Raw genomic sequence first — 17,112 nt, forward strand, 5'->3', positions numbered from 1 at the left:
TTGGAACGATAATTTTCCTCCAATACTACAGGCCGGCCATTTCAGTTGGCGGATTAAAGGTCACACCCAAAAACAACCGAATGTTCACTAGCTAAACTATAGAACGTATTCTGTTCTAATGCGGATTTTATTCCGCGTCAAAGCAGTAAAGCATATTCTTGTCATCAAATCATTGGGATTGAGTAAAGTTTTTATCTTAAAAACGGTTTTAATCGGTTAAAAAACATGATAAAAACAATCATATTTCCACTTTATGAGCGCTTTTATTCCGGCGTCACGGACACGGATTGATTCTCGGACTGATTCTTAACCGGTCGCTTTCCTGACCGGCTTTTGCAAAAATTTTCTATGCTTGACAATCTGCATTTGACAAAAGGCCGTTTTTGCAAAAAATGCAAAACGGCCTTTATAAATCTGTTTTTTCAACAAACGCTTTTATCGCGTCCTGCTTGATTTTCGCATCTCAATCGAAGCGGATGATATAACCTGTCCAGTCGCCTTTGGCAGCAATCTGTTCGTAAAGCTTGCGCCCGTCTTCCGGAATACGCGGTGCATTCAAAATCAATTTGGTCCAGCCACGCTCTTCGGCCTTATCACAAAGCAGATCAATCATGGCTTTGGCAATACCTTTACCCTGATAGGCATGGTGAACATGGATATGATCGACCTGTCCTGCCCGCAAACCGGAAACAGGTTCCGGATGGTCATAGAAGATAACAAAGCCGACAAGCTCGCCATCGACATGTGCGCCCAATACTTCTGCCGTACGATCCTGCAACAATTGTTCGGCATAATATTCATCGGGACGACGTGGCGCACCACGTTTCAACGCCTGGGTATAACTTGCAAGAAGAGGAGCAAGTAAACGTGCATCCTTCAAATGTAAGAGGCTGATTGCAACATCATGCCGGTCTTCTTTATTATCTGTCATAACACCCGAACTCCCTTTGTTGGGTTTTTAACTTGAACTATGTTTAAAGTGACCGGATCAAAACGTAAAGAGTTCTTGTTTAATGAACTCGATTTTGACGCAAGATTATTTCCAGTCCCTTATATCGACAAAGTGACCGGCAATTGCAGCCGCCGCAGCCATGGCCGGAGAAACCAGATGCGTGCGTCCTTTATAGCCTTGGCGACTTTCAAAATTGCGATTGGATGTCGAGGCACAGCGTTCGCCCGGCTCCAGCCTGTCATCATTCATGGCAAGACACATGGAACATCCCGGCTCCCGCCAGTCAAAACCGGCTTCCTTGAAAATTTTATCAAGGCCTTCTTTTTCCGCCTGTTCTTTGACAAGCCCCGATCCCGGTACAACCATTGCCGAAACGGTGGGTGAAACCTTTTTCCCTTTAACCATTGCGGCCGCTGCTCTCATATCTTCAATGCGTCCATTGGTGCAAGAACCGATAAAGACCCGATCAATTTTAATATCGGTAATTCTGGTTCCGGCCTTCAGCCCCATATATTCGAGCGCCCGCATTTTCGATGCGCGTTTGGTTTCATCGTCAATTTCTTCCGGATCCGGTACAACACCGGTAACCGGAACAACATCTTCAGGCGATGAACCCCATGTAACCGACGGCACAAGCTCGTTTGCTTCAAGTGTGACGACAGTATCGTAATGGGCTCCTTCATCCGATTTCAAGGTTTTCCAGTAAGCGATCGCCTTTTCCAGCATTTCACCTTTCGGCGCACGCGGGCGGCTTCTGATATAATCGAAAGTGGTCTCGTCCGGTGCAATCAAACCGGCACGTGCGCCTGCTTCGATCGACATGTTACAGACAGTCATGCGACCTTCCATGGAAAGCCCGCGAATAGCCTCGCCGGCAAATTCGATCACATGACCGGTTCCACCGGCTGTGCCGATCTTTCCGATAATGGCCAGCACAAGATCTTTTGCCGTTACACCTTTTGGTAAACTGCCATTGACCTGAACCAGCATATTTTTCGATTTTTTCTGGATCAATGTCTGGGTGGCAAGAACATGCTCCACTTCAGACGTGCCAATACCATGGGCAAGCGCACCGAAAGCACCATGTGTCGAGGTGTGGCTATCGCCACAGACTATCGTCATTCCGGGCAGTGTAAAGCCCTGTTCCGGACCGATAATATGAACAATGCCCTGCCGTTTATCATTCTGGTCGAAATATTCTATGCCAAATTCGGAGGTATTTTTTGCCAGAGCTTCGACCTGTGTCCGGCTTTGTTCGTTCTTGATCCCTTTCGCCCGATCCGGTGAAGTCGGAATATTATGATCGACAACAGCCAATGTTTTTTCAGGGTGGCGCACAGGACGGTGCGCTATGCGCAAGCCTTCAAAAGCCTGGGGGCTGGTCACTTCATGAACAAGATGACGATCAATATAAAGTAGGCAGGTTCCGTCTTCCTGACGGTCTACAATATGATCTTCAAAAATCTTGTCATAAAGCGTACGCGGGGCACTCATTTTTTTGTCCTTGGATATTATGATTTAAGTGTTTTCAACTTTTAAACGGCTCATTATTCTACGATCATTCTAAAAGTCAATTCACTTGACAATAGATAAGAATAAACCGTGAAATTTACAAAGCCACAAAGCCGATAAATCGGATTCGATATAATAAATTTGAATCCGGAATAATAAAAAAGCGGCTTGAAAGCCGCTTTAATCTCGCATCAACCGAAACGGCTTTATTCGGACTTTTCTCCGGATTCCGGTAGCGGTGCAGCAACTGTTTCAACAGTGACAGTTTCGGCCACACCTGTGCTCGGAACATCAAGCGATTTCTTGCGGTAATCTCTTTTTTCAGAAATGCGGGCAGCTTTACCGGTAAGGCCACGCAAATAATAGAGCTTGGCACGACGAACATTACCGCGACGAACAACCTCGACACCCTCGACAAGCGGAGAATAAACCGGAAATACGCGCTCTACACCCTCGCCATAGGAAATCTTGCGAACAGTAAATGTCTCGTTAAGGCCACCACCCGAACGGGCAATGCAAACACCTTCATAAGCTTGCACACGTGTACGTGTACCTTCAGTCACACGAACCAGAACACGTAATGTGTCACCGGCCTGAAAAGCCGGAAGTTTGCGCTTTTCTTCAATTTTTGCGCGCTGCTCGGCGTCGAGCTGTTGTATAATATTCATCTCATCAATCCTTCATGTTCTTCTCGAACAGTCAGAGCGCTCGACTCTTGCCCTAGAAACCTTGTTCCTCCGGCTATGCCTTGCGGCAGGAGCGGGTTCACCATCCATTAATTTCCGGATGCAGATGACGTACCATCTGAAAACGTGGTTTGCCCATTACACTATCATGAAAACTGAATCAAGCTTTCCTGTTATTTTTCTCGTAAATCGCGTAAAGATCAGGTCGTCTCGAGCGTGTTATTTCTTCAGACCGGTCTTTACGCCATTTTTCTATTGCCTGATGATTTCCCGATGTCAAAACGTCGGGAATTGCTCTTCCCTCGAATATTTGCGGCCTTGTATATTGCGGATATTCAAGAAGTCCGGCCTCGAAACTTTCCTGTTCGCCCGACTGGCTGTTTCCCATCACACCGGGTAAAAGCCGCACAATCGAATCAAGCACAACAAGTGCCGCTCCTTCACCACCGGAGAGTATATAATCCCCGATCGAAACCTCGATAAGATTTCTGGCTTCAATTACTCGTTCGTCGATACCTTCAAAACGCCCGCAGACAAGTGTGACCCCGCCACGATCTTTCAAGTCATGCGCCATTTTCTGGTTAAACGGGCGCCCGCGCGGGCTCATCAACAATCGCGGATATTGATTATCGACACTATCTATGGCTCTGGCGAGCACATCAGGTTTCATGACCATTCCTGCACCACCGCCTGCCGGTGTGTCGTCGACACTGTGGTGGCGATCATTGGCAAAATCCCTGATTTGAATGGCTTCAAGTGACCATATTCCATTTTCCAATGCCCGTCCGGCCATAGAATAGCCGAGGAAGCCCGGAAACATTTCCGGATAAAGAGTGAGGACAGAAGCCTTGAAGCCCATTAACTTTCTCCACCTTCAACATCTGTTTCGTCTGCAACAAGTCCTGCTGCAACCCGATCAATGCCGATGAACCCCTTTTCAATATTGATTTCGGGGACTGCCGCTTTCGAGAACGGAATGAATTTCAGCCCCTCGCCCTCAACCTTCAATTCAAGAATATCACCACCGCCAAAATCGAAAAAAGCATTAACCTTGCCGATTATTCGGCCATTCCCGTCCCTGACATCCAATCCGATAAGATCGGTCTGATAAAACTCGTCTTCTTCCAGATTATCCGGTAATTGTTGCCGTTCGATATAAAGAGCTGTTCCATTGAGTGCCTCGGCACTATTGCGATCATCAACACCGGAAAAATGCACAATAATGGCGTGACCGGCTTTTCTTGAATTTTCAATTTTGAAGGCTCTGCCATTTTCGTCGAATAGCCTGTCATAAGACAAAATTCCCAAGGGGTCGGCGGTAAATGTGATAAGTTTTACGTCCCCCTTGATACCATGAGCGGCCGCAATGGTAGCAAGTTGAACCAAATTATTTCCATTTTTTTCCATATGTTCCGACTTTTCCAATATGTTCCGGTTTTTCCCATATGTTCCGGTTTTGCCTATTTTACAGTTCTCCGGATACGCAATTTGTCAGGATGATTCAATGATCCCGTCCGGTTTATTTTTATCATGCTGATTTTTCAAAAATTGTTCGAGACTTTTAATTATGCTTGCCCAAAATTCAAGATAATCACGCCAACGAGGTTCAATTGCCACATTCTATACGCTATTAGATGTAGCGTCGAATCAGACTGGAAAAGCAAAAATGGCGGCTTTGGGGTCAATATATTGCAAAACGTAGCCATTTAAAAAATCTTTTAGGAGGATACCTATGCCAACAGTTATGCTTTTTTATAAAAACATCGTCCCCATTTCACGCGAAATACACAAAAAGCTCAAATTCCATGCACCGAAGAACCTCGATTTTGCAGCCAATACCCACTGGGTTCCTCTGGCCGGCGAAGAATTCTATCAGGCCGCATTGAACTATCCGATATTGTTTATGGGCGCCGAAGATAAGGATAAAAAAATCACCTATACCGCGGTTGCCATGCTCGGTTTGGCAAACGAAGAAAATGATTATCTCGATCAGGAAAAAAAGTGGCGTGCGGATACCTATATTCCGGCATTCATCCGCCGTTATCCATTCGTATTGGCAGGAGCACCCGACCAGAAAGAATTGACAGTCTGTTTTGACTCCGAATCGGGCATGTTCAACGAAATAGAGGGGATTGATCTCTTTAACAGTGACGGCAGTGTTTCGCCTTTTATGGAAGACCGGATCAATTTCCTGAACGCTTTCAAAAACAGCATGGAACGGACAAGCAAATTTTTGGAAACCGTTGCCAAAATGGGTCTGTTTAAAAAACAATCTATCGACATACGTGCGCAAACCGGACAAACCGCGAGACTGGAAAATTTCTGGATCATCGACACTGAAAAATTCAACAAGTTAACCGGCGATCAACTTGCCAAACTTCATAAACAAGGTTTCCTCGGCTGGATTTTTGCGCAATTGATGTCGATGAACAATCTGCCCAGTCTTATGGGGCTACATCTTGCCCATATGAAAAATGCATTGAATGCACCGAAAGCTGACGAGTCGGATAAAAAAGACAATTCCACCTCGAAAAAAGCCGATTAAGGCCAAGCGATTATCAGGAAACTCTATATTAAACTCTGTCATGATAAATATTTGTCATGACAGAGATGACCGCCCGCAATATTCCTTTATTGGAAGCTTCACCTGCACTTCTCGATGCACGCAAAGATTGGCTTGCACAGTTGGAAAAAACTCGCAGGGTCGCCAAACTCACCGTCGAAGCCTATGAAAGAGACAGTCGTCAATTTTTAAGCTTTCTTTGTCAGCATCTGGGACATATTCCCGACATTTCCGATCTTTCGGACTTGCGTGTTGCAGATATAAGATCATTTCTCGCCTATCGACGTAATGAAGGGGTCAGTTCCCGTTCACTCGGTCGCGGACTGGCAGGAATCCGTTCATTTTTCCGATATTTGACGCGCGCGGGGCTTGCCAACATTCCCGCGGCACGTGTTGTGCGCACTCCCAAACAACCGAAATCATTGCCAAAACCTCTCAATATTGCCGACGCGCTCCATATTGTCGATAAAAACACCCAGCTTGACGAAGAACCTTGGGTTGCATCCAGAAACGCCGCCATTCTCACTCTGCTTTACGGATGCGGCCTGAGAATATCGGAAGCTTTGGCATTGACACCGGCAGATTTTGCCGACAAAGCCACAACCAGCATTTATGTGACAGGAAAAGGCGGAAAAACCCGCCTTGTTCCGGTTATTCCCGCAGTTCATGATGCGGTCAATGATTATCTTTCCTGCTGCCCCTTCATTCTACCACCCGAACAACCTTTATTTCGTGGTGTGCGCGGCGGAAAATTACACAGGGCAATTGTCGAACAGGCTGTGCAACAATTGCGCTCAAGTCTCGGCCTTCCCGATAGTGTCACACCACATGCGCTCAGGCATTCTTTTGCCACGCATCTTTTATCACGTGGTGGAGATCTTCGTACCATTCAGGAATTGCTTGGTCATGCCAGCCTGTCAACAACGCAAATCTATACAGGTGTTGATACTGACCGCTTGATGGAAGTTTACAAAAAAGCACACCCAAGATAAAGTAAATATCAAGTTATAAAATACCGGTTACGTCAAATAATATGGAATTATGCTTTTTATTGACATCAAGCATTGTCTTCCAAAATTCTGTGTAATTAAAAAAGACAATTCGCCCGTGATTTATATTACGAAATAAGAACTATATTAACATCTGTTACGACAAAATGGGAGACCGATATGACAAAACCGAAAACAATCCGGCTTGTTATGCCGCAATGGCAAGGTGGCAATAATCCGCTTTATCACCTTGGTGCGGAATTATTGGAATTTCTGGCTCCCCATACAAATGTTCCGTCCTTTACCGTTCCCGTTACAAAACCGGACATGCCCCTCAAAAATGAAAACGGTATTGTGGAAAGAAAAGAAGTCGTTAAACAGCTTCAAAGCGCCTATGCGATTATCAACAGTGAAAAACCGGATAAAATTGTCATGTTCGGTGGTGATTGTCTGGTTGATCTGGCGCCTTTTTCCTATCTCGGCACAGTTTACGGAAAATCTTTCGGCATATTGTGGATAGATGCCCACCCCGACGTTATGACACCGGAACAATTTGCCAATTCTCATGCGCATGTGCTCGGAGCACTTATGGGAAATGGCGACCCCGACCTCGTCAAAGATGTCAAAACACCGGTGCCAGCAGAAAGGGTGATGATTGCCGGCATCCACCACCCGACAGACTATGAAAAACAGTTTTTACAAGATCACCAGATTTCCACCGTTTCGCCGGAACAGTTAAAAACGTCCGATCAACCTGTTTTGGATTGGATAAAAAAACAGAATATCGAATATCTCGCTATTCATCTCGACCTTGATGTCCTCGATTTTCATCTTTTTCATGCATTATTGATGGCCGAACCGGGTGTAAGTGCCGATAAATATGCCGGCATTGCCGAAGGTCGTTTGACAATGGATGACGTTATCAAGCTTGTAAATGATGTTAATGAAGCGACCACAATTGTCGGTATCGGAATTGCCGAACACCTGCCGTGGGATGCGCTTCATCTTAAAAATATGCTCGCCGGATTACCGCTTGTAAACGGAAACTGATTTTGTCTTCGGAGCGGAATATCGTTCAGAGACCTGAAAACCCGCCCTGTCCTTTTGAACCGGACGGTTTTCGGGTTTTATGATTTTTGCAATAAAAACGAACGATCATTTTTTCTTTTATTCGGCCTTGGCTTCGATTGCCAAAGCATGAATGCCACTTTCGAGTTCATGCTTGAGAACGTGGTTTATTGCACGGTGGATGTCGACACGTTTCATGCCTTTGAAAGCTTTAGCGGTAATTTTGACACGAAAATGCGTTTCACCAGTGCCATCAAAGCTGCGGCCATCATCATGCTGATGGCCAGCGTGGAGGTGACTTTCATTAATAATTTCAATAGCGGACGGAGAAAACGCAGCTTGTAGCTTTTTCTCGATTGTTTCCGCGACTGTGCTGGACATTTTCTTTTTTAATCCCATATGTGAGCAGTAAGTTTGAGCCGATTCTGCAATTTTGCGAAACCGGTTATAAACATGTGGGAACAAAAATCCCGAAAGTCAATTCTTGTCAAACATGTATGTTTTACATTAAGTCGGAAACATGACGACCACATCGAAATTATTTGACTCTATCCGCATCAGTTCCAACAGAAAAAAGAAAGTGGAACCTGAGGTTCCACAATGTCAGTGGGAAGGATGCACCAAACCCGGCACACATCGCGCACCGGCAGGGCGCGATCACGAGGGACAATATCTTCATTTCTGTCTTGAACATGTGCGCGAATATAACAAGAATTTCAATTACTTCACCGGTTTGAAGGACGATGAGATTGCGAAATTCCAGAAAGATGCCCTGACCGGCCACCGCCCGACATGGAAATCCGGTGTGAATGCTGCGGCCGCCAAGCCTGCGGCCGATTTTTCCCGCATCCGTTCGGGATCTGCTGCCTATCAGAACCGGGTCAATGACCCGCTCCATATGTTTAGCCAGCAGAGTCGGGCAGCTTCTGCACCCCGAAAACTGAAAACTCTTGAAGCACGCGCTTTCATGACATTGGGGCTTGAAGCCAATGCGACGAGCCGTGACATCAAGGCCAAGTATAAAGCGCTCGTAAAACTTCATCATCCTGATGCAAATGGTGGTGACAGATCTTCGGAAGATCGTTTGCGTGAAGTATTGCAGGCATACAATCTTTTAAAAAATGCGGGTTTTTGCTGACGCTAATTTGAAGACGAAAAGACAATTCTTTTCGATAGATCATTGAAATTCTTGTCCATTAGTCTGATAAGAGAGGGAAGCTTATAGCTCTTCAAAAGAAAACAGATTATAGACGTAGAGTGCGTTAATATTTAATTCGGACAGCGGTTTATCCCGTATGGAGGCATGATGACAAAGGATGATCTGGGTATTGATAATGTGCCGGATATAACGGTTTCGGCACGTGAACTTTTCGGTATTGATACCGATATGCAAGTTCCTGCATTCAGCGAGACAGATCCCAATGTACCTGAACTTGATCCGGATTATCTATTTGATCGGGAAACCACTTTGGCGATTCTCGCCGGTTTTGCCTTCAATCGTCGTGTTATGGTTTCCGGTTATCACGGTACCGGAAAATCCACCCATATCGAGCAAATTGCTGCGCGGTTGAACTGGCCTTGTATCCGTGTCAATCTTGACAGTCATGTCAGTCGTATCGACCTTGTCGGTAAAGATGCAATTGTGATTAAAGACGGAATGCAGGTAACCGAATTTCAGGACGGGATCCTGCCATGGGCCTATCAGCGGAATGTTGCACTGGTTTTTGACGAATATGATGCCGGTCGTCCTGACGTGATGTTCGTTATCCAGCGCGTACTTGAATCATCGGGTCGTCTGACATTGCTTGACCAAAGCCGCGTTATTTCGCCACATCCGGCTTTCCGCCTGTTTGCCACCGCAAACACGATCGGTCTGGGTGATACAACCGGCCTTTACCATGGAACCCAGCAAATCAATCAGGCGCAAATGGACCGCTGGTCGATTGTAACAACTTTGAACTATTTGCCGCATGACAATGAAGTCAACATTGTTCTGGCAAAGGCTAAAAGCTTCCGCACCGAGGAAGGCCGCGAAACTGTTTCCCAAATGGTGCATGTCGCGGATATGACGAGACAGGCTTTTATCAATGGCGATCTTTCGACAGTCATGAGCCCGCGTACCGTTATTACATGGGCTGAAAACACCGAAATTTTCAAAGATCTGGGATTTGCATTCCGCCTTACATTCTTAAACAAGTGCGACGAGTTGGAACGCCCGATTGTTGCCGAATTCTATCAACGGGCTTTTGGCAAGGAATTGCCGGAATCACTCGCAAATTCGGTTCTGTCATAAGGAAAACAGCTTTATGACCGCAAAATCAGGAGACAATATACGCGAACGGCCTTCCGGACTGATTGACAGTGAACCCTTCAAACGGGCAACCACTGTTTGTATGCGTGCTGTCTCCGGCGATCATGAGCTTGAAGTCGCATTTGGTGATGATCGCCCGTCAATTGTCGGCGGTCATGCCAGACTTCCCGACATACCGCGCCATCCGACTTTCAACGATTTTGCTGTTACCCGTGGTCTGGCCGATTCCATGGCGCTGCGTCAGGCCTGGCATGATAGCGAAATCCATTCCAATCTCGCGCCGCAAGTTCCTGAAGCGCGTGCGATATATGATGCAGTCGAGCAAGCCCGTGTCGAAGCAATCGGCACATTGGCTATGGAAGGCATGGCGGAAAATCTTGGTGCCATGCTTGCCGACAAATATAAAAGAGCAAATTATCAGGCAATCACCACAAAGGAAGAAGCACCGCTTGAAGAAGCGCTTGCACTTGTTGTTCGTGAAAAAATTACCGGCCGCAAACCACCTGAAGAAGCCGGTCCCGTCGTTGATTTATGGCGCGACTGGATTGAGGAAAAAGCCGGAAAAGATCTCGATGATTTGGCAAAAAATGTCAATGACCAAGACAAGTTCGCTCGTATTGTCAGAAGCATGTTGGCCTCTATGCAGCTTGCCGACAACCTCGAAGATAACGAAACGGATAGCGAAGGCGAGAGCGAAGACGAAAATAACGAACCTCAGGAAAACGAGGACGGAGAATCAAAAGAACAGGAAGGTTCCGACAAGACAGAAAGCGAACCTTCTGATGACGTTGACGAAAATGCCGAAGACGGAGACATGGAAGCTTCTGATTCGGCCGATGATGATGGCAGCGATTCCGAAGAAATAGATACCGAACAAACACCCGGCCAGACAAAACGCCCGCAGCCGCCATTTTCCGATATGGATCAACTCGGAGATTATAAAGTCTATACGCGAGAATTTGACGAGGAAGTTGAAGCTTCAGAACTCTGCGATATGGACGAGCTTACAAAATTACGTGCATTTCTTGATAAACAGCTCACCAATTTGCAAGGCGCTGTTGGCAAACTGGCCAACCGTTTGCAACGGCGTTTAATGGCACAACAGAACAGATCATGGAATTTCGATCTTGAAGAAGGCTATCTTGATTCGGCAAGGCTGCCACGCGTTGTCATTGATCCGACACAGCCACTTTCTTTCAAACAAGAACGTGATACCGATTTTCGCGATACGGTTGTTTCGCTGGTCATTGATAATTCCGGTTCGATGAGAGGCCGTCCGATCACGGTTGCGGCAACATGTGTCGATATTCTGGCAAGAACATTGGAACGTTGCGGTGTCAAAGTCGAAATTCTGGGCTTTACGACAAAAGCCTGGAAAGGTGGCCAATCACGCGAAAAGTGGCTTGCCAACGGAAAACCTGCCAATCCGGGTCGGCTTAACGATCTCCGCCATATTATTTACAAAAGTGCCGATACGCCTTGGCGGCGCGCCAAACGCAATCTCGGTTTGATGATGCGCGAGGGACTGCTTAAAGAAAATATTGATGGCGAAGCCTTGATATGGGCTCACCAACGGTTACTTGGCCGGCGTGAATATCGGCGCATTCTGATGATGATTTCCGACGGTGCACCCGTTGACGATTCTACGCTTTCCGTCAATCCCGGTAATTATCTGGAAAAACACCTTCGCGCCGTTATTGACGAAATCGAAACACACTCTCCGGTCGAACTCATTGCAATCGGCATTGGCCATGATGTCACCCGCTATTACCAGCGCGCCGTTACAATTGTCGATGCAGAAGAACTTGCCGGTGCCATGACCGAACAATTGGCAAGCCTGTTTGATGATAAAAAAACCGACTGACGAGATAATAAACCGTCATTTATGAAAGTGCCGATTATAAGAAAATTGATCTTTGAAAGAAAATCCGGAACTGTTCTATCAATTCGTTTAAAATATAATGACTTTGTTGCTTGAACTTGATTAGTTTTGATTCGTTTTTTATTTTATTTATTTAGTCTATTAAACGCTTTACCCGATTTTAAAATTATATTTCAATCGTATTATACATGTCTATATTATCATAACTGATAATTCTATATTCAATATTGTTGAAATCTCATTGTATTTTTTATTCTAATGATACGATTTTTATCTGGATAATATGAGCGCTTATGAGTGAAGCTTGAAGATATGCTTATCTTGGTCATTTGCGCCCGTCATGTTTTGCGAACGGGAAAAAATTTCCTTCTGACAATCACGGCAATGTATTGCTTAAATGCGGCAATGTATTGCTTAAATGTAGCGATTGTCAGAAAGAGCAAATAAACACCCCAACGCCTGCCCGACATGATTGCAGGCATAATCGTTGTTAAAGAAGCCGGCGTTGAAAAACAAAACCGGCTTTGTTGAATGCAGCGGGGTAAAAAAGCGAATAATTATAAGATAATATGGAGATTGGAAATAAATAGACCGTTCCTCAGACAGCCTGATCGCCCTTTTCTTGACTTTTGCCATGATAAATATCCGGCATAAATATTGCCAAAATCGCTCCATAGGGCAAAAGCATGAAAACGCCCATAAACAATTTCACGCCGAAATCACCACACGATAATGAAAGCCAAACCGGCACTTCAAGCCCCAAAAGATTTGTCATGGTGGGAATGGAGCTATCGCTATAACCGGTGAGTTTGTCGATAAACGAAAAATGGCTGGAAAAAGCGACAGCGAAAAACCATACGGTATCAAGTGCCGAACCGGTTATCGCAGCCGCAAGCGGTGCAATCCACCATGTTTTACGCCGTAAAGGATTGAATACCAGAATATCCAATAATTGGGCAAACAAAAATGCTGTACCGGATGCGATCGCCAATCGCGGACTGGCCAGAATCCACGAAACCACAAGCCCGGCAACAAAACCGGCATAAACAATGCGCCTTGCGGCATGGGGGCCGTAACGCCGATTTGTAAGGTCGTTGATAAGAAAAGCGAACGGATAGGTAAATGCGCCATAGGTCAGAAGGTGTTCCAATCCGAACCAATGAAACGGATATTGCACCAAAACGTTGGACGCCGTCACCGCGACGCACATTGCAAAAACTGCAAAAATAAGATGCCGGGTCTTTTTCATTTTTTTAACCTGGGTGATGGAACCAGAAAAAAGGGCCGAAGACCGGCCCTCAAGACGAATCGTTTATCGAAAAGAATCAGGCTGCGTTTTCAGCGAGTTTCTTTTCAATCTGGCGCTTCAACAAGCGTGCCCGTTGCGACAATTCTTTGTCACCGGACTTCAAAAGAAATGCATCAAGACCACCACGATGTTCGACAGAGCGCAAAGCATTTGCCGAAATACGCAAACGATAGCTTTGTTCAAGCGCATCGGAGATCAGAGTAACATTGCAGAGATTTGGCAAAAAACGGCGACGCGATTTGTTATTGGCGTGGCTGACATTATTGCCATATTGGACTGATTTTCCAGTCAATTCGCAGGCGCGGGACATAGATTTCACCTTTAAATTCTAATACAGAAGCAATCAATAAGCGTGCTAAAAATCCAATGAACACGCGCATGGATCGGCTTCCCAAAAATTGGTAAGTTGCGTTTCTATAGGGGGCTTAGGCAAAAAGGTCAAGAGTTTTCGTGTGCGGTCAGAAGGTTAAAACGTAAGAAATCTGTTTTTTTAGCCGCAAGCTATGATAAAAGAAATATTATGATGAGTGAAGCTAAAACAGATCCCAAGCCAGCGCATGGCCGTTCCCCGATATTTTTGGGAATTTTCGGTTTTTTATGCCTGTTCTTTTTTTGCGCTTTTTGTTCGTTGGGTGTCTGGCAAGTCGAGCGACTTGGCTGGAAAGAAAATCTGATTAAAAATGCAAATGAACGTGTCCATCTCGCACCGGTTCCGGCACCTGCTAAAAGCGAGTGGAGCAAGGTGAGTTACGACAAAGACGAATATCGCCCCGTCACCCTCAAAGGGCATTTTTTAAATGATAAAGAAGTTCTGATAACGGCTGTTGCAGACGAGACAACCGGTTATTGGGTTCTCACTCCGATGCAAACAGAAGACGGAGCGATCACATTTATCAATCGGGGATTTGTGCCGATGGATAAACGCGACCAGAAAACACGGGCAGCCGGACTTGTCGAAGGTGAAACAACGGTTACCGGTCTTTTGCGTATGAGTGAAGGGGGCGGTTTTTTCCCTCGTAAAAATAATCCCGATAGTAATTTGTGGTATACACGGCAATTGCCTGCTATGGCTAAAAAAGTCGGGCTTGTTGATGTTGCCCCTTATTTCATTGATGCTGACAGAACGCCGAATATAGGTGGATTACCGATCGGTGGTTTAACTATTGTGAGCTTCCCGAATAACCACTTGAGCTATGCAATTACCTGGTTTACTTTGGCCGCCGGCGTATTTGCTGCATCTATATTTTTAATCATTTCCGAAAGACGGCGTCGACGCGGAATTATCTATGAATAAAGCAACAGGAATAGGTTTTCTGGCAATCCTTATGTGGTCGCTATTGGCGACTTTAACGGCATTTTCCGGAAAAGTTCCTTCGCTCCTGTTAACGTCTATGACTTTCCTCATTGGCACGCTTCCGGGCGTAGTGATCTGGATTAAACATCCTGAAACACTCAAAGATCTGAAACAGCCGCTCATTGTGTGGGTTGTGGGCATTGGCGGCCTCTTCGGCTACCACTTCCTTTATTTCACAGCGTTAAGAAATGCCCCGCCTGTTGATGCCGCCCTTATCAATTATTTGTGGCCGTTATTCATCGTTCTCGGTTCCGCACTGATGCCGGGGGAAAAATTGCGCTGGTTCCACGTTCTTGGCGCTTTGTTGGGTTTTTCCGGAATGGTGCTGGTTATCGCCGGTAAAGGCGGATTTGTGATTGATGAAAAAAACAGCTTTGGCTATCTCGTTGCATTGGGCAGTGCTTTTGCATGGGCGGCCTATTCACTTCTTTCCCGCCGATTGGCAAAAGTGCCCACAACTGTTGTCGCAGCGTTTTGCCTTGTAACATCTATTCTTGCATTTCTGTGCCACTTTATTTTTTCCGAACCTTTCATTCTGCCTGAAAACGGCGGACAATGGCTATCGGTTTTATTGCTTGGTCTTTTTCCCGTCGGGCTTGCTTTTTACTGTTGGGATTTCGGTGTTAAACGTGGCAATATCCAGCTTTTGGGTGTCGCCAGTTATAGTGCCCCACTGCTTTCTACCCTTATTATGGTGGCAACCGGTCTTGCAGAACCGTCATGGCGGCTACTGGCAGCATGTCTTCTCATTACAGGCGGTGCTGTTCTCGCTTCCAAAAATCTGATCTTTAAACCAAAACCAGAAGCCGTCCGCGAATAAATAACCGGATACGTTCACCGGCATTTCTTCATCGGCTTGCCGGTAAATTCACTATTTTCACGTGCATCTTCACGAGCGACAGAGCAAAGGCCTGTTGTCCAACTGCTTTAAAAACGAACTATTGTTTGAACAATGCAAGCTTGACTTTAAGAATTGTTGAATTGATGTGGCTGTTAGCAAAAGACTGAAAAAACAGTTTGATTGCCTGGTGTTTCAGCCTTGGTTCACCCCGCCAAATGATATTGATAACTATTTTCTTGTTCCGGAAGCTAATCGTCACCGTCTTGAAGAAATATCAAACGGTTTTATTTAAGCAATAAAATGTTTTGGTTCGCCTGTCTTTTTTTCGTTCTTTTATCATATGGTATTTTTTAAAGGCGCGAAAAAAGGCTTGAGAAAGCAAAATAAATTTATGGCGATGGGCTGAAACTTGCCGTCACATATCTACCGACAATCAAAATCAGGTAAAAGCGGGTTGAAAGGTCAAAAATGTTCTACGGGGTTTTCCTTTCATTTGCTTCTTACGCCGCCTATGCCGTGAGCGATGCGTGTGTCAAATTTATTGATGGCGCATTGCCACCTTATGAAACGGCATTTTTCGGAGCTTTAATCAGCATCATTGTCATTCCATTTTTGAAAAACCGTGACAATAAATGGATAGACATTATCCGCTCGCAGAACTGGCCAATGTGGTTTTTACGGACAGTTTCCGGTGCTTTCGGAGTTATCGGCAGCGTTACTGCTTTTACACATCTCTCAATGGCAGAAGCCTTCACATTGATATTCTTGCAGCCCCTCTTTGTCAGCATTCTTTCTATGGTATTTTTAAAAGAAGCCATCGGATGGCGGCGTTGGTCGGCCATCATCATCGGCTTTATCGGTGTGCTTGTCGTTTTGCGACCGGGTTTCCGTGAACTTAATATCGGACATGTTGGGGCTGTTTTTGCCGGTTTGAGCGGCGCTATTTCTATCATTATTGTACGTCATATGGGCGGTCGCGAAAAACGCATTACACTTTATTCAAGTGGCATTATCGGTTCGATTATTATTTGCGGTTTGTTGAGTTTACCCGGCTATGTCGAACCGCATGGTTTTGAATGGCTCTATCTTTCCGGTTACGGGTTACTTGCAGCTCTTGGTGCACTTTTTCTTATGGCGGCTGCGCGCCGCGTTCCCGCAATTGCTATTGCCACCCCGCAATATAGCCAGATGATCTGGGCGATATTGTTCGGTTATTTCATTTTCAACGATCATCTTGACCTCCCGATGGCCGTTGGCATTATCCTTATCATGGCCTCAAGCCTTTTAACTTTTATGCGCGAAAAGCATCACCGGAACCAAACCACACCACAGAAATAATGAAATTCCCCCTCCCTCGCGTTTTAAGAATTCTTCGCTTGAAAAGAACAGCTCAAGTTGAAAATGCCGAAAATCGAAAGAACGCGCGATATTAAAATAACTGCCTAACCGGCGGAATTGCCGGTTTGTGTTTTTGAAGAAAATTTCTGGCAGTTTTTGGCATTATCGCCAGCGAGAGATCGGAGTGCCAATCTCATAAAAGGAAAGATTTTCCCGCAAAGTCCGAGCGGAAAAACCTCGCGAGCTTTTAGCGTGCGATAATTCAAAACCACTGGATACGGGAATGAAGCAGATTTTTGCCCACATC

At 45.6% G+C, this 17,112-nt stretch carries 17 protein-coding genes; 9 read left to right on the plus strand and 8 right to left on the minus strand.

Annotated elements, in window-relative coordinates; genetic code table 11:
• Nucleotides 1–463 precede the first annotated feature (463 nt).
• From BBC0122_RS12145 to rimM, 5 genes are all read right to left on the minus strand, one after another.
• A complete protein-coding gene (locus BBC0122_RS12145; protein WP_077994147.1) occupies nt 464–931 on the minus strand; it encodes a GNAT family N-acetyltransferase in 468 nt (155 codons plus the stop codon).
• A 105-nt stretch (nt 932–1,036) separates the two neighbouring features.
• On the minus strand, nt 1,037–2,446 hold the full coding sequence (leuC, locus tag BBC0122_RS12150; RefSeq protein ID WP_077994148.1) for a 3-isopropylmalate dehydratase large subunit: 1,410 nt from the start codon (nt 2,444–2,446) through the stop codon (nt 1,037–1,039).
• Between the two features lie 224 nt (nt 2,447–2,670).
• Nucleotides 2,671–3,132 (minus strand): 50S ribosomal protein L19, encoded by a 462-nt coding sequence (gene rplS, locus BBC0122_RS12155; protein WP_077994150.1) that lies wholly within the window; start codon nt 3,130–3,132, stop codon nt 2,671–2,673.
• 178 nt (nt 3,133–3,310) lie between these two features.
• Nucleotides 3,311–4,009 (minus strand): tRNA (guanosine(37)-N1)-methyltransferase TrmD, encoded by a 699-nt coding sequence (trmD, locus tag BBC0122_RS12160; RefSeq protein ID WP_077994151.1) that lies wholly within the window; start codon nt 4,007–4,009, stop codon nt 3,311–3,313.
• Complete coding sequence (gene rimM, locus BBC0122_RS12165) at nt 4,009–4,557, minus strand: ribosome maturation factor RimM (protein WP_077994153.1); 549 nt, start codon at nt 4,555–4,557, stop codon at nt 4,009–4,011. The genes trmD and rimM overlap by 1 nt, the downstream gene beginning before the upstream one ends.
• 325 nt (nt 4,558–4,882) lie before the next feature.
• Here rimM and BBC0122_RS12170 point away from each other — a divergent pair, with 325 nt between their 5' ends.
• The 3 genes from BBC0122_RS12170 to BBC0122_RS12180 all read left to right on the plus strand — a co-directional run bounded on the left by BBC0122_RS12170 (nt 4,883) and on the right by BBC0122_RS12180 (nt 7,752).
• Nucleotides 4,883–5,695, plus strand: coding sequence for a SapC family protein (locus tag BBC0122_RS12170; protein WP_077994155.1), 813 nt, complete (start codon nt 4,883–4,885; stop codon nt 5,693–5,695).
• 56 nt (nt 5,696–5,751) lie between these two features.
• Nucleotides 5,752–6,705, plus strand: coding sequence for a tyrosine recombinase XerC (locus BBC0122_RS12175; RefSeq protein WP_077994157.1), 954 nt, complete (start codon nt 5,752–5,754; stop codon nt 6,703–6,705).
• Nucleotides 6,706–6,882: 177 nt separating this feature from the next.
• Entirely contained in the window at nt 6,883–7,752 is an 870-nt protein-coding gene (locus BBC0122_RS12180; protein ID WP_077994159.1) for an arginase family protein, read from the plus strand.
• A 117-nt stretch (nt 7,753–7,869) separates the two neighbouring features.
• Here the strand turns inward: BBC0122_RS12180 and BBC0122_RS12185 are convergent, their stop codons facing one another.
• The gene (locus tag BBC0122_RS12185; RefSeq protein ID WP_077994714.1) at nt 7,870–8,151 is read right to left on the minus strand and encodes a BolA family protein; all 282 of its coding nucleotides are present in this window, start codon (nt 8,149–8,151) and stop codon (nt 7,870–7,872) included.
• A gap of 139 nt (nt 8,152–8,290) precedes the next feature.
• Here BBC0122_RS12185 and BBC0122_RS12190 point away from each other — a divergent pair, with 139 nt between their 5' ends.
• The 3 genes from BBC0122_RS12190 (at nt 8,291) to cobT (ending at nt 11,945) form a co-directional block, all read left to right on the plus strand.
• Nucleotides 8,291–8,908 (plus strand): J domain-containing protein, encoded by a 618-nt coding sequence (locus tag BBC0122_RS12190; protein WP_077994160.1) that lies wholly within the window; start codon nt 8,291–8,293, stop codon nt 8,906–8,908.
• Nucleotides 8,909–9,076: 168 nt separating this feature from the next.
• Nucleotides 9,077–10,063, plus strand: coding sequence for a cobaltochelatase subunit CobS (gene cobS / locus BBC0122_RS12195; RefSeq protein WP_077994163.1), 987 nt, complete (start codon nt 9,077–9,079; stop codon nt 10,061–10,063).
• A gap of 13 nt (nt 10,064–10,076) precedes the next feature.
• Nucleotides 10,077–11,945 carry a cobaltochelatase subunit CobT gene (cobT, locus tag BBC0122_RS12200; RefSeq protein WP_077994164.1) on the plus strand — a complete coding sequence of 623 codons (1,869 nt, stop codon included), beginning with the start codon at nt 10,077–10,079 and terminating at the stop codon, nt 11,943–11,945.
• Between the two features lie 616 nt (nt 11,946–12,561).
• Here cobT and BBC0122_RS12210 read toward each other — a convergent pair.
• A complete protein-coding gene (locus BBC0122_RS12210; RefSeq protein WP_077994167.1) occupies nt 12,562–13,212 on the minus strand; it encodes a queuosine precursor transporter in 651 nt (216 codons plus the stop codon).
• Nucleotides 13,213–13,288: 76 nt separating this feature from the next.
• Complete coding sequence (rpmB, locus tag BBC0122_RS12215) at nt 13,289–13,582, minus strand: 50S ribosomal protein L28 (RefSeq protein WP_077994169.1); 294 nt, start codon at nt 13,580–13,582, stop codon at nt 13,289–13,291.
• A gap of 210 nt (nt 13,583–13,792) precedes the next feature.
• Between rpmB and BBC0122_RS12220 the strand changes: the two genes are divergently transcribed.
• From BBC0122_RS12220 to BBC0122_RS12230, 3 genes are all read left to right on the plus strand, one after another.
• Nucleotides 13,793–14,566: an SURF1 family protein gene (locus BBC0122_RS12220; protein ID WP_077994170.1), complete on the plus strand. Its 774-nt coding sequence runs from the start codon at nt 13,793–13,795 to the stop codon at nt 14,564–14,566.
• Nucleotides 14,559–15,446 (plus strand): aromatic amino acid exporter YddG, encoded by an 888-nt coding sequence (gene yddG, locus BBC0122_RS12225; RefSeq protein WP_077994171.1) that lies wholly within the window; start codon nt 14,559–14,561, stop codon nt 15,444–15,446. The genes BBC0122_RS12220 and yddG overlap by 8 nt, the downstream gene beginning before the upstream one ends.
• A gap of 489 nt (nt 15,447–15,935) precedes the next feature.
• Nucleotides 15,936–16,805 carry a DMT family transporter gene (locus BBC0122_RS12230; protein WP_077994172.1) on the plus strand — a complete coding sequence of 290 codons (870 nt, stop codon included), beginning with the start codon at nt 15,936–15,938 and terminating at the stop codon, nt 16,803–16,805.
• The last annotated feature ends 307 nt before the right edge of the window (nt 16,806–17,112 follow it).

Origin of the sequence: Ditibartonella choladocola (assembly GCF_002007565.1) — a bacterium.
Lineage (GTDB): Bacteria > Pseudomonadota > Alphaproteobacteria > Rhizobiales > Rhizobiaceae > Bartonella > Bartonella choladocola.

Bases quoted from the DNA above. Each gene is read 5' to 3' on its own strand.
- rimM (WP_077994153.1), bottom strand. From the start codon at position 4,557: ATGGAAAAAAATGGAAATAATTTGGTTCAACTTGCTACCATTGCGGCC.
- rpmB (WP_077994169.1), bottom strand. From the start codon at position 13,582: ATGTCCCGCGCCTGCGAATTGACTGGAAAATCAGTCCAATATGGCAAT.
- BBC0122_RS12190 (WP_077994160.1), top strand. From the start codon at position 8,291: ATGACGACCACATCGAAATTATTTGACTCTATCCGCATCAGTTCCAAC.
- cobS (WP_077994163.1), top strand. From the start codon at position 9,077: ATGACAAAGGATGATCTGGGTATTGATAATGTGCCGGATATAACGGTT.
- trmD (WP_077994151.1), bottom strand. From the start codon at position 4,009: ATGGGCTTCAAGGCTTCTGTCCTCACTCTTTATCCGGAAATGTTTCCG.
- rplS (WP_077994150.1), bottom strand. From the start codon at position 3,132: ATGAATATTATACAACAGCTCGACGCCGAGCAGCGCGCAAAAATTGAA.
- BBC0122_RS12145 (WP_077994147.1), bottom strand. From the start codon at position 931: ATGACAGATAATAAAGAAGACCGGCATGATGTTGCAATCAGCCTCTTA.
- BBC0122_RS12220 (WP_077994170.1), top strand. From the start codon at position 13,793: ATGATGAGTGAAGCTAAAACAGATCCCAAGCCAGCGCATGGCCGTTCC.
- BBC0122_RS12230 (WP_077994172.1), top strand. From the start codon at position 15,936: ATGTTCTACGGGGTTTTCCTTTCATTTGCTTCTTACGCCGCCTATGCC.
- yddG (WP_077994171.1), top strand. From the start codon at position 14,559: ATGAATAAAGCAACAGGAATAGGTTTTCTGGCAATCCTTATGTGGTCG.
- cobT (WP_077994164.1), top strand. From the start codon at position 10,077: ATGACCGCAAAATCAGGAGACAATATACGCGAACGGCCTTCCGGACTG.
- BBC0122_RS12210 (WP_077994167.1), bottom strand. From the start codon at position 13,212: ATGAAAAAGACCCGGCATCTTATTTTTGCAGTTTTTGCAATGTGCGTC.
- BBC0122_RS12180 (WP_077994159.1), top strand. From the start codon at position 6,883: ATGACAAAACCGAAAACAATCCGGCTTGTTATGCCGCAATGGCAAGGT.
- BBC0122_RS12170 (WP_077994155.1), top strand. From the start codon at position 4,883: ATGCCAACAGTTATGCTTTTTTATAAAAACATCGTCCCCATTTCACGC.
- BBC0122_RS12175 (WP_077994157.1), top strand. From the start codon at position 5,752: ATGACAGAGATGACCGCCCGCAATATTCCTTTATTGGAAGCTTCACCT.
- BBC0122_RS12185 (WP_077994714.1), bottom strand. From the start codon at position 8,151: ATGTCCAGCACAGTCGCGGAAACAATCGAGAAAAAGCTACAAGCTGCG.
- leuC (WP_077994148.1), bottom strand. From the start codon at position 2,446: ATGAGTGCCCCGCGTACGCTTTATGACAAGATTTTTGAAGATCATATT.